The following is a 16,731-nucleotide window of genomic DNA, read 5'->3' on the forward strand; positions in this document are numbered from 1 at the left end:
TAAAGATCAGCCGCTGATCAGCTTTACTTCCATGAAGTCTTCCAGCCCCCATTTGCCGCCCTCGCGGCCATTGCCTGATTGCTTGTAGCCGCCAAACGGACTTCCCGGTGCACGCGATGTGCCGTTGATCTGCACCATGCCAGCGCGCAATTTGCGAGCCACGCGTTTTGCGCGTTCCGGACTACCGGTCTGGATATAGGCTGCAAGCCCGTATGGAGTGTCGTTGGCAATGGCGACGGCTTCTTCTTCGGTATCGAACGGGATCATTGCAAGCACCGGTCCGAAGATTTCTTCGCGAGCAATCGTCATGTCATTGTATACGTCGGCAAAGACGGTTGGCTTGACGAAATCACCTTCGGTGAACCCGTCGGGACGTCCCGTACCACCCGCAACAAGCCGTGCACCTTCGTCAATGCCCTTCTGGATCAGGTGTTGAACTTTCTCGAACTGGATTGAGGAGGAAAGCGGGCCGATGTGATCGCCTTCCTTTGCCGGGTCGCCGACCTTCGTGCCTTCTGTTATCTTTTTCGCGAGGTCTACTGCCTTGTCGTAAACTGAGCGCTCCACGAGCATGCGCGTCGGCGCATTACAGGACTGTCCGGTATTCTCGAAGCAATGCGCAAGGCTGCGTGCCATAGTCTTTTCAAGATCGGCGTCGGCGAAAACGATGTTCGGCGATTTGCCACCAAGCTCCAGCGAAACGCGCTTTACCGTTGCTGCTGCTGCTCGCGAAACTGCCGTTCCGGCGCGGGTCGAGCCGGTGAAGGACATCATGTCGACATCTGGGTGTTGCGACAAGGCTTCGCCAACAACGGTGCCTTCACCATTGACGAGATTGAAAACGCCTTTCGGGAAACCTGCCTGATCCACAAATTCGGCAAAGAGCATGGCCGACATCGGCGCAATCTCGGACGGCTTCAGGACGACGGTGCAGCCAACCGCAAGTGCTGGAATAACTTTCAGCGCGATCTGGTTCATCGGCCAGTTCCACGGCGTAATGAGGCCGCAAACACCGATTGGTTCGCGCACGACCGTCTGGTTCGGGTGTTTCGGAGAAAGGATCTCTTCGAACTCGAAGTTTTCGAAGGCCGCAATGAAAGCCTTGGTATGCGAGAGGCCTGCCGCTGCCTGCGATTCCCGCGCAAGTGTAATCGGTGCACCCATTTCGAGTGAAATTGCCTTGGCCATTTCGTCCAGACGGGTTTCGTAAATCTCCACTAACCGTCGGATGTAACCGATGCGTTCTTCCGCCGGGGTTTCGCTCCAGGACGGAAAAGCCTTGCGTGCGGCTGCGACCGCCAGGTCGATGTCTTTTGCGGAACCGGCAGAGATGACGGCATAAGGCTTTTCGTTGGCGGGGTTGATGACCTCAATGGTCTTGGCTTCTATCGGAGCGCGCCACGCTCCATCAATATAGAAGTCTGTTTTCTGGTCGAGGTTTTTCTGAAGCATTGTGCCGTCCTCCGTCGCGCTGAATGTTCGAGTTCAGCATAAGCCAACCCGATTTGCTTTCGACACTAATGCCGGGACATGGCAGCGTCAAAACAGAAGGGTGCATGGAAACATCAATTTTTCTTATTCATTATCGTAGGCTTCAACATCAAAACCCAGGGCAACCAGTCCTTCTTCCAGATAATCTCCGAGAAGCGGTGTGCCTATGAGATATTTGGCTTCACGGCCATTGTCACGATCAGCGGCGGTTGAGAGGGCTTCGTCCCATTCTTCCGCACTGAAATCTCCGCGTCCAACCCACATCAAAGCGAGCAGTTCCTGCCGCTCATCTATGTTCAGGGACCGGATAGCCGCAAAGAGTTCCTTGCGGGTGGGATTTGCCAGTGAGGCGTCGAGAATATCAACTTCATTGTCATCGCTGGCATTTGACCCGGATTCTTCATCGGTTGCGGGAACCTGAACGTCATACTCCCGGGCCTTGGCGATTATAAACTCCAGATTGTCGATATTGTTGACCAGCTCGACCACGCTTGCCTCCGTTACCTAGAGCATTTCCAGCAAAAGTGCGAAGTGGTTTTGCGTAGGATAATGCGTAAAAACAAAGAGATAGAGAATTTCCAGCAGTTCAATTTAAACTGGAAATTCTCTGGGTTGTTTGGCAAACAACGCTTTCGCAAAGCCTTGGTTCCGGCTGTCTCAGGGAGCAGGATCAGCTTCGCGCAGCCTGTAGCCGACGCCTGTTTCGGTTAGAATATAATGCGGCTGATCCGGGGATTTTTCAATCTTCTGTCTCAGCTGGCGGACATAGATGCGAAGATATTGCACATCAGCCGCCGGCCCCCAGACCTGGCTGAGAATAAAATGGTGCGTCAGCACTTTTCCGGCATGCTGCACGAGAAGACGGAGGATATCGTATTCCTTCGGCGACAGTTTAATTTCTTCACCATTGAGTTTCACAATACGGCGCACAAGATCGACGGTTAGGCCGTCACTCTGGAAAAGTGGCTTTTCTCCCTGCTGTTGCAACCTGTGCCGCAACGCGACCCGCAAACGCGCGGCCAGTTCCTTCATACCGAAAGGTTTCGGGACATAGTCATCGGCTCCTTCTTCAAGTGCACGAACAATCCCCGCTTCGTCGGTTCGGCTTGAGAGGACGAGAATAGGCAAGGTCACGCCGGTTTCTCTCCAGCGTTGAAGCAGCGCATGTCCATCAGTGTCAGGAAGACCCAGATCAAGCACCACGATATCGGGCTTTTCCGTCGTAATACGCTCGTCGGCTTCGCCACCATTCACGGCCTCGACGACGGTGTAGCCTTCCGTCGTCAGTCCGACCCGCAACAGTTTGCGGATGGCTGGTTCATCGTCGACAACAAGAATTTTCAGTTTCGGATCGTTCATGAGTTTTTGTCAACTTCATCAGCTGGGACGGGCAAAGCGATTGTAAAGACGGCACCGGTGCCTTCATGCCGATTTCCGGCCCGAATAGAGCCCCCCATTGCTTCGATGAAACCGCGAGCGATTGAAAGCCCCAGTCCGGTACCGGCCTGCACGTGATCACCTTTACGCACACGATAGAACGTATCGAACACGCGCTCCAGATCGCCGGGTGGAATACCTGGACCCCGATCACTGATTTCCAGTGTTATACGAGACGGAGCAGCATGAGCCTTAATTGTAATCGGTGTGTTTTCGGGGGCATATTTCGCCGCATTGTCGAACAGATTGAACAAGACCTGCTCGAACAGAACGGCATCAAGCTGAACCATAGGCAAATCAGCTGGAACGGCAATGTTGACCTGATGATGAACCAGAATCTTGGCTGCACGATTGAGCGCCGCCCCAATGAGATCGCCAACATAATGAAGCGACAGATTAGGCTTCATTGCACCCGCTTCAATCCGCGTCATATCGAGGAGGTTTGCGATGAAACGGTTCAAGCGCTCCGATTGGTCCACCACGGTTGCAACGAGATCGGAACGGTCTGCATCTGGCAATGAGCTGGAATAGTCGCGCAAGGTCGTGGCTGCGCCCAGAATTGCCGCCAGCGGGGTCTTCAGATCGTGTGAGATTGAGGTGAGCAGGGCCGAGCGCAATTTGTCAGCTTCGGCGGCGAGTTTTGCTCGCTCCACATCACCGACAAGCTGAACGCGTTCGATGGCAATTGCGGCCTGATCGGCCAAAGCCTCGAAGAGACGCTGTTGTTCAGGCGTGAGGATAGGCCCCATGCGATCATTGTCGAGGCCGATGACGCCAACTGATGTTCTGGCGGTTTTGAGAGGCAGATAGAGCCGCTTGGCACCCGGCAAAGTATTGGCACCACGCCCAGCGGGAAGGTCGTGTTCCCAGGTCCAGTGTGCTGCAGCGATATCGGCGTCATCCAGAGTGTCATCAGGCGGATAACCACCTCTGACCGTTATACTGTTTCCTTCAGGGAGAAGGATCACGACCCGCACCTTGAGCATTGATGCGATCTGGAATGCGGTGGCCCATAACACATCATCGAGCGAGCCAGTCCCTGCCAGCTTTTTGCTGAAAAGATATAGATCTTCCGTCATGCGTGCACGTTGCCGTGCCGCTGCAGCCTGCCGCTGGACCCGGCTCGCCAGATTGCTGGCAATGAAACTCACGAACAGGAAGAAAACCAGCGCCACAACACTTTCAGGATCGGCGATGGAAAGCGTGTAGAGGGGAGAAAGAAAGAAGAAATTATAGGCGAAAGCGCTAAGTACGGATGCGAAAAGCGCTGGCCAAAGACCAAGGGTGACCGCAACACCAAGAACGCCGACAACGAACACCAGTGCTATGCTGCGCACATCCAGAAACTGGTCGAGCAGCAAGCCGGTGACAAGCGCTATTCCTGTCATCACCATACCGATCAGATAGGGCGTGATGTCGGGCGTTGCCTTCTGACTGGCGGTCTTTACCTTACGAGGGGCCTCCCCGTTTTCATAGTCGACACCTGCCGTTATGTGAATATCGATGGCGCCGGAGAGCCGCACCAGTTCTCGTGCGATGGAGCCGTCAATCATCTCACGCCAGCGCGATTTTATCGATTTTCCGGCAACGATCTGGGTAAAGTTGTGTGTTGAAGCATAGCGAACAATGTCTTCGGCGACGGATTGACCGGGAATGATGATTGTTTCCCCGCCGAGCTGTTCGGCAAGCCTCAATGCCGTTGCAAGCCTGTCCTTTGCTTCTTCAGTAAGCCCCGCAGACCGTGCCGTTTCTATATGGATGGCCGCCCAAGGTGCGCGAAGACGATCCGCAAGCCGACGCGCATAGCGAACCAGCGATATACTACGGGGGCGTTCATCGACCGCAACCAATATGCGGTCGCCTGCAGCCCATGGACCTTCAATGGCATGGGCGCGCATGTGACTGAGCAGTTGCTCATCGACACGCTGGGCGGTGCGGCGCAGCGCCAATTCACGCAACGCGGTCAGATTCCCGGGAGAAAAGTAATTGCGGATCGCTCGTTTCGCGGTCTTTGGTAGGTAAATCTTGCCTTCATTAAGACGTTTGATGAGATCATTCGGCGTGAGATCGATAAGCTCAATGTCGTCGGCACGGTCGATGATGCTGTCGGGTACTGTTTCACGCACACGGATACGCGTGATCTGTGCCACAACATCATTTAGGCTTTCGACATGCTGGATGTTGAGCGTCGTATAGACATCAATCCCGCGCGCCAGAATTTCCTCGACATCCTGATAACGTTTGGGGTGTCTGCTGCCCAGTGCATTCGTGTGCGCCAGTTCATCCACAAGAACCAGTTGCGGTTTGCGAGCCAGCACCGCATCGATATCCATTTCATCCAAGAGATGCCCGCGATAGGCCACTTGCGCACGCGGAATAATCTCAAGCCCTTCCGTCAGCGCTTCGGTTTCCACTCGACCATGTGTCTCGACAACGCCGATGACGACATCTATGCCATCAGCTTTGCGCGCGCGACCGGACATCAGCATTTCATAGGTTTTACCAACACCCGGCGCGGCACCGAGAAATATCTTCAGGCGGCCACGCGTTTCGCGTTCCGCCTGTTCAAGCAGAGCATCGGGGGACGGTCTGTTCTCGCCGAAGCGAAGCGGGTCCGATGTCAAATAAAGCTCCTGAAAGGAAGGGCGGCAAATCATGCCGCCGCCAGTTATTCTACTTGGTGCTGGTCCTGTCCAGAACAAGGTTCAGCTTCAGAACATTGACCACCGGTTCCCCAAGAAATCCGAGCTCACGAGCTTCAACTTGTTGCTCAACAATCTCTCGCAGTGCGGCTTCATCGATCCCGCGCGCCTTTGCGACACGCGGCACCTGATAGAAAGCTGCTTCCGGTGAAATATGCGGATCGAGACCGCTTGCGGATGTTGTCACAAGGTCAATCGGTGGTGGTGCTGAACCTTCATCTTGTGACAGGGCGGTGACGTCAGCTTTAATTCGCTCAATGAGTTTTGGATTGGTTGGGCCAAGATTGGACCCGCCAGAACTCGCGGCATCATAACCGTTTTGTCCTGCCGCAGATGGGCGACCGTGAAAATAGCGGTCGCCGGTAAAACCCTGTCCGATCAACTCGGAACCAATGATTGTACCGTCCTTTTCGATCAGGCTGCCATTGGCATTAGCGGGAAAGATCGCCTGGGCGATACCTGTCATGCCGAGCGGGTAGAGCAACCCGGTTATGACAGTGAGCGACACGATCATCACAAGTGCCGGACGAAGTTGTTTGAGCATTTTTGCTAATCCTTATGCGAGGCCAAGGGCGGTAATGGCCATATCGATGGCCTTGATGCCGATGAATGGCACGATGACGCCGCCAAGGCCGTAGATCAGAAGATTGCGCGAGAGGAGCGCACCTGCGCCCACCGGCTTGTAGGTCACACCTTTCAGCGAAAGCGGGATCAGAGCCACAATAATCAGGGCATTGAAGATGATGGCCGACAGGATGGCGCTCTGCGGCGTGGAGAGCCCCATGATATTGAGCGCGCCAAGCTGAGGATAGAAAGCCAGAAACATAGCCGGAATGATCGCAAAATATTTTGCAATGTCATTGGCGATGGAGAAGGTCGTCAACGCTCCCCGTGTCATCAGCAATTGCTTGCCGATTTCAACGATTTCAATGAGCTTGGTGGGATCGCTATCAAGATCGACCATATTGCCTGCTTCTCGCGCGGCAACCGTGCCGGTATTCATGGCCACGCCGACATCCGCCTGAGCAAGGGCAGGGGCGTCGTTTGTACCGTCTCCGCACATTGCAACAAGTTTCCCCTTCGCCTGTTCCTCTCGGATAAGCGACAGCTTGTTTTCTGGCGTTGCCTGCGCAAGAAAGTCATCCACACCTGCTTCGGCAGCGATGGCTGCTGCGGTCATAGGGTTGTCGCCGGTAATCATGACAGTGCGAATACCCATCCGGCGCAATTCGACAAAGCGCTCGCGGATGCCACCTTTGACGATGTCCTTCAGGTGAACGACACCGAGAAGGTGGCCATCTTTGGCGACGGCAAGCGGTGTGCCGCCAGCCTTGGCGATTGTGTCAGCGATAGACTGTAGTTCCGACAGTGTTCTTTCATCGGCGTGGCTATTCTCGCCCACATAGGCAAGCACAGCATCCACAGCGCCTTTGCGAATGACGGAACCCTCAATATCGACGCCGCTCATGCGGCTTTGCGCGGTGAATGGTACAAAATGCGCGTGAAGACCTTGCATGTCACGCCCACGTAAACCGTATTTCTCCTTGGCCAGCACGACGATGGAACGACCTTCGGGCGTTTCGTCGGCAAGCGAGGCCAGTTGCGCTGCATCGGCAAGCTCTTGCTCGGTTACGCCATTGACCGGAACAAAAGCGGTCGCCTGACGATTGCCAAGAGTGATCGTGCCGGTCTTGTCAAGCAGAAGCGTGTCCACATCACCCGCTGCCTCGACCGCACGACCGGACATGGCAAGCACGTTGAAGCGTACGAGGCGGTCCATGCCTGCGATGCCAATGGCAGAAAGCAAGGCGCCGATTGTCGTCGGGATCAGGGTGACGAAGAGCGCAACCAGCACCGTGACGGGGATATAACCGCCTGCATAAGTCGCAAAGCTAGGGATCGTAACAACGGCGAGCACGAATATCAGCGTCATGCCTGCAAGCAGAATGTTGAGTGCGATCTCGTTGGGTGTCTTCTGGCGTTCGGCACCTTCCACCAGACTGATCATCTTGTCGATAAAGGTGGAACCCTGCGCGGCGGTGATGCGTACCTTGATCCAGTCGGACAAAACTTGTGTCCCGCCTGTAACGGCAGAGCGATCGCCGCCGGATTCACGGATGACAGGCGCAGATTCGCCGGTAATGGCGGCTTCATTGACGGATGCGACACCTTCAATGACTTCACCGTCGGAAGGGATGATGTCATTGGCTTCCACTAGAACGATATCGCCAACTTTCAAGCTCGTTCCCGGCACACTTTTCCAGTTTGGTCCCTCGGGACTATCCAGAAGTTTAGCTTGTGTTTCCGTTCGTGTCCGGCGCAGCGAGTCCGCTTGTGCCTTGCCTCGGCCTTCTGCGACGGCCTCGGCAAAATTCGCAAACAGAACTGTGAACCACAGCCACAAGACGATCTGGAATGAAAAGCCGACATTGGGATTGCCGGTAGCGACGTCCTTCAGCAGCAGCAAAGTTGTAAGCGCTGAAACGACGGCAACCACGAACATCACCGGATTGCGCGCAAGGCTCCTGGGGTTGAGCTTACGAAAGGCATCGCCGATGGCGGGTAAAAGGATGCGGGCATCAAGAATGCTCGCGGATTTGGACTGGCTCATAACAGAGGCTCCAGTAAAATTACGTTTCCGTTCGGAAAGCTCAGATCAATCCGGCAAGCTGAACCGCGAGAAGGAGTGCGGTCGTTGCCAGAAGGATCGAGAGAATGCAGCTTGAGGGTTTGAGCATCAAAACATCTGCCCCTTGATCATTGTGAGGTGTTCGGCAATGGGGCCGAGCGCCAGCGCCGGGAAGAATATCAGGCCTCCAACCACAAGAATGACACCGATCAGCAAGCCGACGAAAAGCGGCCCTGTTGTCGGGAAGGTGCCTGCAGATTGCGGCGCAGCTTTCTTGGCGACAAGTGAACCGGCGATCGCCATGGCAGGCAGGATCACGAGAAACCGGCCCATCAGCATGGCAAGCCCGATGGTGATGTTATACCAGGGCGTATTGCCGGAGAGGCCGCCGAAGGCCGAACCATTATTCGCTGTGCCTGAGGTATAGGCATAGAGAATTTCCGAGAAACCATGTGGTCCGGGATTGGCGATCGATGCCAGCCCTGTTGGAATAACGGACGCTATGGCGGTAAAGCCCAGAATTGATAACGGAAGGCAGAGAACGGCGAGCATCGCCATTTTCACTTCCTTGGCTTCGATCTTCTTGCCCAGATATTCAGGCGTGCGTCCAACCATCAGCCCGGCCACGAAAACGGCAACGACAACAAACAGGACGATACCGTAGAAGCCTGCACCTACGCCGCCGATGATGATCTCGCCCAGCATCATGTTGATCATGGGGATCATTCCGCCCAGTGCCATCATGCTGTCATGCATGGCGATCACTGCACCGCATGATGCAGCGGTGGTAACGACGGCGAAGAGCGCGGACATTGCGATGCCGAAACGTGTCTCCTTGCCTTCCATGTTGCCACCATCAACACCGAGTGCATGGATGAGGGGATTACCGGCAGCTTCTGCCCAGTAGCAGATTGCAACGCCTGCGACGAACAATATGCCCATCGCAGCAAAGATTGCCCAACCCTGACGTTCGTTGCCGACCATTCGCCCGAAGACGTTGGTAAGCGAAGCGCCGATTGCGAAGATCGCAACCATCTGGATCATGTTGGAGATGGCATCCGGGTTTTCAAAAGGATGCGCGGAATTGGCATTGAAGAAACCGCCGCCATTGGTGCCGAGCATCTTGATGGCGAGCTGCGAGGCAACCGGCCCAAGCGCGATCACCTGTCTCGCGCCTTCCAGCGTCGTTGCTTCGGCATAAGCACCAATTGTTTGCGGCACACCGAGGCTGACGAAAGCCAAGGTAAGAATAATGCACAAGGGCAAAAGGACGTAGAGTGTGCATCGTGTAAGATCGACCCAGAAATTTCCGAGCGTCTTCATGGATTTGCGCGAGAATGCACGAATGAGTGCAATGGCGATGGCAACGCCAGTAGCAGCCGAGACGAAGTTCTGAACCGTCAGTCCTGCCATTTGCGTCAGGTAGGACATGGTGCTTTCGCCACCATAGTTCTGCCAGTTGGTGTTGGTAACAAAACTGGCAGTGGTGTTGAAGGCCAGGTCCGCCGGAACGTCGCTCATACCCATCGGGTTGAAGGGCAGAGAGCCCTGAAACCGTTGCAGCATGTAAAGCAGCAAAAAGCCGGCCAGATTGAACAACAGCAGGGAAGCAGCATAGGTTGTCCAGTGCTGTTCTTCTCGTTCGGTTGTGCCTGCGAGGCGGTAAAGCCCCCGCTCGACCGGAACGAGTACAGGTGAAAGGAGCGTCCGTTCACCGCCGAAAACGCGCGTCATGTAGCCGCCGAGCGGTTTGACGAGCAAAATGATGATCCCGCAAAAAACGAGGATCTGAATCCATCCATTGATTGTCATGGTCTTTTCCGAGGCCTGAAAGGCTGCCGGTTACGCGGGCTTGGCCGGAGATCGGCCTAGAACCGCTCCGGTCGTATGAGCGCGTAAAGGAGATAAGCGGCTATAAAGGCTGCAACCAAGGCGCCAGCGACGTATTCGATCATCATGGCGACGCCTCAAAGCCTTTCGCAGATGCGCAGATAGCCGAACAGCAGCGCGAAGAAGCCGATGCCGATTGCAAGGACGGCGAAATCCATAGTCATGCCTGAATTGCCCTAAGGGGCTCCCTGTTTCTTACAGGGACATTATGTTGCCGCATTGCATAGGGTTTCGAGAGCGAGCGCTGCTTCAAAAAATAAAAAACTCATATATGGAATGCGGTCGATAAAGGCCGATGTTGCCGTCTTGTCTTTCACTAGAGCGATGTTGCCGCGGCAGCTGCACGACCGGCCGTTCGTCCGGAAAAGATGCAGCCGCCGAGGAATGTGCCTTCAAGTGCATTGTACCCATGATAACCGCCACCGCCGAAGCCTGCAGCTTCGCCTGCAGCGTATAGACCGGGCACCTTTTCTCCTGCCGCATTGAGAACTTGGGCGTCCATATCGGTATGTAAACCGCCAAGTGTCTTGCGTGTCAGAATATGAAGTTTGACGGCAATAAGCGGACCGTTGGAGGGTTCCAGCAGAGAATGCAGCGGCACGGCGCGCGTGAGACGGTCACCGATATAGGCTCGGGCATTATGGACCGCCATCACCTGAGCATCCTTGGAGTAGCGGTTGACGATCTCGCGATCTCGCGCTTCGATTTGATCACGGATGTGGTCAGGCTTCAGAAGCTTCTCTCCCGTCAAACCGTTCATTTTTGCAATGAGCTCATCCAGTGTTCCAGCTGTGATGAAATCTGCTCCGTTATCGAGAAAGGCTTGGACCGGCGGCGGTGGCGCTTTACCGAGGCGACTTTTAAGCAAAAGCTTCCAGTTTTTGCCCGTGAGGTCCGGATTTTGTTCCGATCCGGACAGAGAGAACTCTTTGCGGATGATTTTTTCGGTCAGGATGAACCACGAATAGTCGTAGCCGGTCGAAAGAATATGTTTGAGCGTGCCAAGAGTGTCGAAGCCAGGAAGATAGGGAGCGGGAAGACGATTGCCCTTAGCGTCGAACCAAATGGAAGAAGGCCCCGGCAGAATGCGAATGCCATGGTTCGGCCAGATCGGGTTCCAGTTTCGCACGCCTTCCGTATAGTGCCACATGCGATCAGCATTGATGACATGGCCGCCCGCAGCCACGGCAATATCTATGCCGCGTCCATCTACATGAGCTGGTACTCCCAATACCATTTCTTTCGGGGGAATGCCGAGCCTGTCGCGCGGCCATGCCCTTCGAACCTTGTCGGGGTCACCGCCTATGCCGCCAGATGTGACGATTACACAGTCAGCAAAATAGGCAAATTCGCCAATGGTGTCGCGTGACGAAGATTGCCCGCGCTCGACAGTCGATGGCACCAGCACCTCTCCATAGACACCACTGACGCGCCCGCCGGTAGTGGCGATGCTATTGACTCTATGACGGCATTTTAGGGTTATGAGCCCTTTGCTGATTGCTGCACGGAGCGATCGTTCAAATGGTGCTACGACAGCAGGTCCTGTTCCCCAGGTTACATGAAAACGTGGCACTGAGTTGCCGTGACCATCGGCTTTTGCTCCGCCACGCTCCGCCCAGCCAACAACAGGAAACCAGCGCATACCGAGACCATGCAGCCATGGGCGCATTTCTCCTGCAGCAAATTCCAGATAGGATTCGGCCCAGCGTTTCGGCCAACGATCTTCCGCCCGATCAAATTGTGCCGATCCAAACCAGTCCTGCCGCGCGAGGTCGATATTGTCCTTGATGCCAAGGCGACGCTGTTCCGGGCTGTCGACCATAAATAATCCGCCGAGTGACCAGAACGCTTGTCCACCAATGGAATTGTCACCTTCCTGTTCGAGAAGAATGACCTTGCGACCCGCTAGAGCCAACTCATGAGCGGCAACAAGCCCAGCTAATCCGGCACCGATGATGATTGCATCCGCATTCTCCATCCCCGCTTCCTCTCTCCCAAAAGGCGCTCGATGAGCGCATCGTGACTGAAGGGATGACGTGTTGCAAGCGGTCGTCGGGTGTATTCAACCGAAGAAATAAGGCACGATCCAGTCGGCAATCAGCTTGATGGAAAGTCCAAACAAGGTCAGCTGCACGAGCAGGAAAAATGGACCGTCGGGCATGATCCGGGTCAGCTTTGCGCCGACAAAGGTGCCAATAACAGCGGCAGGGACAAGCCAAAGGCCAAGTGATGTATCGAGATTGGAAAACTGCTGCAACTGCCAGTAGGGCACAAGCTTTACGGCGTTGACGATGGCAAAAAGAATAGTCGATGTGCCAGCGAAAACCAGTTTTGGAAGATGCTGTGGCAGCACGTACATCTGGAACGGTGGCGCCCCGGAATGCGAGACGAAACTGGTCAGGCCCGTGAGAACGCCCCAGAAAACGCCGCCTGGAACATCCGCCTTTCGCGCACTTTTGCGGTAAAGTGCCCCGAACCAAGCATTGAAGCAGAAAAGGATGCCGACCAAGCCGACCAGCATTCCGATGAAGGTAGGAGAAAGATGGGCGCTAAACATCCAACCAACGCCAACGCCGAGAATTGCTGCTGGGGTCAGGATTGCAAGATTGCGTGCCGAGAAGTGATGGCGATAAAGATATAGGCCAAACATGTCGCTGATGACATAGATCGGAAGCAAAAGAGCGGCGGCGGTGACCGGCGATATGACCAGCGCCATCAAAGGAACCGCGAGCGTACCGACGGACGGCAAACCACCTTTCGAAAGCCCAACAAGAAATGCCGCAATGACTGCGATTGCGAGAAAAAGAGGCGTGTGTTCGAGCATGTGATAGGGCAGCTTTGCGGTGGGGGAGAAAACATCTCCGGCGTTGGGCCGGAGATGTTGTGATTGGATGTCAGGCGTGGGCCCATTCCCAGTAAAGCGCCCGCGCCCGCTTCGTCAGTGGCCCATATTCAAGTTTGCGATCATCAAAACCGACAATTGGCACAACTTTGCTCATATTGCCTGTCGAGAAGATTTCATCCGCTTCGCGGAAATCTTCGATCTTCAAAGTGGTTTCATGGACGGTGACGCCTGCTGTGCGCAAAAGCCCGATTACGCGCTGGCGAGTAATGCCGTTGAGGAATGTACCATTGGGCGCTGGTGTGAAAACCTCGCCACCACGTACCATGAAGACGTTTGAGGTTGCTGTCTCCGCAACGTTGCCAAGCACGTCGGTCACCAGCGCATTGTGAAAGCCTTTTGCCTTTGCCTCGCGCAGCATGCGCGCGTTGTTCGGATAAAGGCAGGCGGCCTTGGCATTGACCGGCATGACTTCCAGATATGGCCGACGGAACGATGTCGTGGTGACCGTGAAACCCTTCGGCTCGACCATGGGGATCGCTTCAAGGCAGAGTGCAAAATCCGTTGACGATGCGAGCGGAGCGACTGCGCTGGCGTCACCTTCTTCTGCCCAGTACATGGGGCGGATATAAACGTCTGTTCCAGGCGTGAACTTTTTCAGGCCCTCACGCGCAAGCGTCTCGATGTCATTGGCGGAAAGTGTTGGTTCTAATCCCAAAACACGAGCTGAATCATTAGCGCGAGCAGAATGGCGGTCAAGGTCTGGTGTTACGCCTTCAAAGAGGCGTGCGCCATCAAATACCAGCGAACCAAGCCAGGTCGCTTGTGAGGCTGCACCGAGAATGCGAACATCGCCTTCACGCCATTCGCCCTTGTAATAGGTCCACATCGCGCGTTTATCGGTCATTTCCCTAGTCCTTTGACAATATATTTCTCGTGCTTCTGCCCGCGTCAGAGCGCTGTCAAACACAAATCGTTATCGGAAAAATGCTCAAAGCGTCTTGATATGGTTGAATCAGGTTAACGTCCTAAGCACTTCTGTTTGAAGCGTTATTTCATCAACCGTGGACAGGCTGCCTACATCGTAGGAGCAGGCAACGCCTGAGACAAGCGCGAACTTGTCACTGTTCGCTTTCAAGATTGTTCGGCCTTGTCTTCAACAAGCGCGGGAGTTGGTTCCGATGTGACGACAGCCGGAGGCCCCTCAACACCGCGTTGCCTTTCGCGGATAAAGGTGAAGAGACCGGAAATAGTAATGAGAACGATGCCGATCAGCATGGGCATATCTATGTGATCGTGGAAAACAAAATATCCGAAAAGGATCGCCCATATCATCTGGCTATACTGTGGGGACGCAATTGCACTTGCTGGCGCGCGTTGGGCTGCAAGCATCAGCAGGATATTGGCTAGCGCGGCAAGAAGACCGTATCCCGCAAGATAAACCCATTGCTCGGTATTTGGCGCTTCATAGGACGGGGTCATCAAGGCCCCGCAGATGATGATAGGGCCGATTAGTCCGCTTGTATAAAGCGATATGCGCTTTTCATGCTTACCCATAACGCGGAAGATGATGATGCTCATCGCACCGCCCATGCCAGCCGCCAGTGCGCCTAGGTGGCCGATCGAGAGCTCCCTGAACCCGGGGCGGAGCACAATCAGAACGCCGATAAAGCCGATCAGAACCGCTGACCATCGCCGCCAGCCAACCTGTTCCTTCAAGAATACTACTGAAAGTATAGTCACGTAGGCTGGAAGAAGGAAAATGAGCGCGAAGGCTTCCGCCATAGAGAGATGTGTGAATGCCGTAACGCTTCCTATTGTTCCCATAGCCGCCGTTACGGTTCGCAATAGCCACATTTTGATATTGCTGGTGCGAAACATATCGAGCCAGACATCGTCAGCTTTCTTTGTAAATGGAATAGCCAGCAGACCAAGTACAGCGCCGAAGAATGCCACTTCGTAAGGTGACAGCGTGCCATCAAGAAACTTGACGCAGGCGTCGCTTACAGCGAATGCCGCATAGGACGCAAACGCGAGAAAAATACCGTAAAGCATGTCAATGTCCGAAAGAAACGGGGGGAGGAGTTCGTTCCTGCCGCTCCCTTAATCGATTAGAAGCTTATTGGCAAAAGGCTTTTCTGAAAATTCGCATTTAAGACTATAATTGGGCCATTGCTTGGAAAAGAAGTAAATTCGACCTTTTCAAGGTTTTGAGCTCAAGCAAAAACGCATGCCTCATTTGCAATCATATCCGTGGTGGAAATTTGGGCAAACGCCTATTTGATAATCATCCAAACGAGGAGAAAGCAAATGAACATTCGTCAGAAAGTACAGCAGTTCGTGTCCCGCCGCCGCGCTATCCGTGAGCTCGGTGCAATGGACGACCATCTTCTTGCCGATATCGGTGTTTCGCGTTCGCAGATTCACAGCGCCGTTTTCGGTAAGTAATAGCTTATGGCGTTTCTCTCGAAAGATCGCCCCATAAGTGAAAATCGAATAAAGTAACAAAGCGTCGGTCTCCAGTCCCGGCGCTTTTGTTTTATGCGTTGCCCCTTAAATAGTTTCTTGACCTGAAGGTCTGTGGTTCTGACTGCGCGATGCCGCTTTCCCAGTCGTTACAGCTTTAGTTTCTTGCCCGCTCATTACTCAGCTGTTTATTGCTAATGAGACATAATCCGTACCATTTTGGGACAGATTGCTGTTGTCGCCAACGCAATTTTCCGTCAGCTTGTATTTGCGGGGGCAGGCGATGAAGATACGGCGTTTCCGTTTTTAACTGCGGTTTGTTTGCCAAACTTCATCGCCTCATATTTCATAGCAATGTCTATTGCCGGTTGGTGTTGCGTTTATTGTTCTAAATTATTGCTAGTCAGTATTGCGTGGAATGCAGGAGTGCACGCAATCTAGCTCTTGCGCATCGGGCGGTGTCAGGCTTATCTGGCCGCCCGATGACGCAAAGGCAGATACAGCATGGATATTATCTGGCGCGGGATTCTGATTGGAATTGGCGCAACCGTCGTAATGGACTTGTGGGCGTTGATACTGGCCGCAATACCGGGGCAGAGGCGCCCAAATTGGGGGCTGGTCGGTCGCTGGTTCTGGCATCTCCGCCACGGGCAAATTTTCCACGATAATATTTCTGATGCCAAGCCCTATAAGCATGAAGTAGCACTTGGCTGGATTGGGCATTATGCGGTCGGTATTCTTTACGGTGTCATCTTTGCCATTTATGGTGGCGCGGAATGGTTTTCCGACCCGGTCTTTTTGCCGGTTTGGATTTTCGGTATACTGACAGTATCGGCAGGGTGGTTTTTGTTGCAGCCCGGTTTGGGAATCGGTTGGGCGGCTTCAAAATTGCCGAATGCGCGTAATGTACGTTTGCTCAATCTTATTGCACATACGTTTTTTGCTCTTGGCATGTATGGCACGGCTTTGCTCTTACAAAGCCCATTTCAATCAGTTAGTTAGAAATAATCGCGCCCCTCTCGCAAATTGTCTTTTTTGAATCTGTTTCAAATATTTCCCGGCAAATGAGTGACTGGCGCGTGATGAAATCTCAGTCCACACTAAATCATGTCAACAAACTGGCATTCACGCGGCAGAACTGTGCTTTTGTCCGTGATGGGTGTATGGGGAACTTGTCCGACTGCAAATCTGCAGCGGCAACTAACATTATGGCAATCGCATAGGTTGCCTCAGCTCGGCTCTTTACGAAGCGCAACAGGTTGCGCGTCGTGATT

Annotated in this window: 14 protein-coding genes; 2 read left to right on the forward strand and 12 right to left on the reverse strand. The window is 54.1% G+C overall.

Annotated elements, in window-relative coordinates:
• Nucleotides 1-6: 6 nt before the first annotated feature.
• From CES86_RS24875 to CES86_RS24930, 12 genes are all read right to left on the reverse strand, one after another.
• Complete coding sequence (locus CES86_RS24875; protein WP_012093149.1) at nucleotides 7-1,452, reverse strand: aldehyde dehydrogenase family protein; 1,446 nt, start codon at nucleotides 1,450-1,452, stop codon at nucleotides 7-9.
• Nucleotides 1,453-1,575: 123 nt separating this feature from the next.
• Nucleotides 1,576-1,980, reverse strand: coding sequence for a DUF3775 domain-containing protein (locus CES86_RS24880; RefSeq protein WP_012093148.1), 405 nt, complete (start codon nucleotides 1,978-1,980; stop codon nucleotides 1,576-1,578).
• A gap of 168 nt (nucleotides 1,981-2,148) precedes the next feature.
• Complete coding sequence (locus CES86_RS24885; protein WP_010658966.1) at nucleotides 2,149-2,850, reverse strand: response regulator transcription factor; 702 nt, start codon at nucleotides 2,848-2,850, stop codon at nucleotides 2,149-2,151.
• On the reverse strand, nucleotides 2,847-5,552 hold the full coding sequence (locus CES86_RS24890; protein WP_094515829.1) for a sensor histidine kinase: 2,706 nt from the start codon (nucleotides 5,550-5,552) through the stop codon (nucleotides 2,847-2,849). Before CES86_RS24890 ends, CES86_RS24885 begins: the two co-directional genes overlap by 4 nt.
• Before the next feature lie 49 nt (nucleotides 5,553-5,601).
• A complete protein-coding gene (kdpC, locus tag CES86_RS24895) occupies nucleotides 5,602-6,174 on the reverse strand; it encodes a potassium-transporting ATPase subunit KdpC (RefSeq protein ID WP_094515678.1) in 573 nt (190 codons plus the stop codon).
• Nucleotides 6,175-6,186: 12 nt separating this feature from the next.
• On the reverse strand, nucleotides 6,187-8,241 hold the full coding sequence (gene kdpB / locus CES86_RS24900) for a potassium-transporting ATPase subunit KdpB (RefSeq protein ID WP_094515679.1): 2,055 nt from the start codon (nucleotides 8,239-8,241) through the stop codon (nucleotides 6,187-6,189).
• 126 nt (nucleotides 8,242-8,367) lie between these two features.
• Nucleotides 8,368-10,071, reverse strand: a complete 1,704-nt coding sequence (gene kdpA, locus CES86_RS24905; RefSeq protein WP_094515680.1) for a potassium-transporting ATPase subunit KdpA — start codon at nucleotides 10,069-10,071, stop codon at nucleotides 8,368-8,370.
• Nucleotides 10,072-10,127: 56 nt separating this feature from the next.
• Nucleotides 10,128-10,217: a K(+)-transporting ATPase subunit F gene (kdpF, locus tag CES86_RS28330; protein WP_036578495.1), complete on the reverse strand. Its 90-nt coding sequence runs from the start codon at nucleotides 10,215-10,217 to the stop codon at nucleotides 10,128-10,130.
• Nucleotides 10,218-10,465: 248 nt separating this feature from the next.
• On the reverse strand, nucleotides 10,466-12,127 hold the full coding sequence (locus CES86_RS24915) for an FAD-binding dehydrogenase (protein WP_094515681.1): 1,662 nt from the start codon (nucleotides 12,125-12,127) through the stop codon (nucleotides 10,466-10,468).
• 84 nt (nucleotides 12,128-12,211) lie between these two features.
• A complete protein-coding gene (locus CES86_RS24920; protein WP_040128285.1) occupies nucleotides 12,212-12,973 on the reverse strand; it encodes a sulfite exporter TauE/SafE family protein in 762 nt (253 codons plus the stop codon).
• A gap of 70 nt (nucleotides 12,974-13,043) precedes the next feature.
• Complete coding sequence (locus CES86_RS24925; protein ID WP_029375981.1) at nucleotides 13,044-13,898, reverse strand: branched-chain amino acid aminotransferase; 855 nt, start codon at nucleotides 13,896-13,898, stop codon at nucleotides 13,044-13,046.
• A 227-nt stretch (nucleotides 13,899-14,125) separates the two neighbouring features.
• Nucleotides 14,126-15,046 carry a DMT family transporter gene (locus tag CES86_RS24930; protein WP_094515682.1) on the reverse strand — a complete coding sequence of 307 codons (921 nt, stop codon included), beginning with the start codon at nucleotides 15,044-15,046 and terminating at the stop codon, nucleotides 14,126-14,128.
• Nucleotides 15,047-15,301: 255 nt separating this feature from the next.
• Here CES86_RS24930 and CES86_RS24935 point away from each other — a divergent pair, with 255 nt between their 5' ends.
• Nucleotides 15,302-15,439: a DUF1127 domain-containing protein gene (locus tag CES86_RS24935; RefSeq protein WP_010658957.1), complete on the forward strand. Its 138-nt coding sequence runs from the start codon at nucleotides 15,302-15,304 to the stop codon at nucleotides 15,437-15,439.
• A 522-nt stretch (nucleotides 15,440-15,961) separates the two neighbouring features.
• Nucleotides 15,962-16,459 (forward strand): DUF2938 domain-containing protein, encoded by a 498-nt coding sequence (locus tag CES86_RS24940; RefSeq protein ID WP_012093138.1) that lies wholly within the window; start codon nucleotides 15,962-15,964, stop codon nucleotides 16,457-16,459.
• The last annotated feature ends 272 nt before the right edge of the window (nucleotides 16,460-16,731 follow it).

It is taken from the genome of Brucella lupini, from assembly GCF_002252535.1.
Taxonomy (GTDB): Bacteria; Pseudomonadota; Alphaproteobacteria; order Rhizobiales; family Rhizobiaceae; genus Brucella; species Brucella anthropi.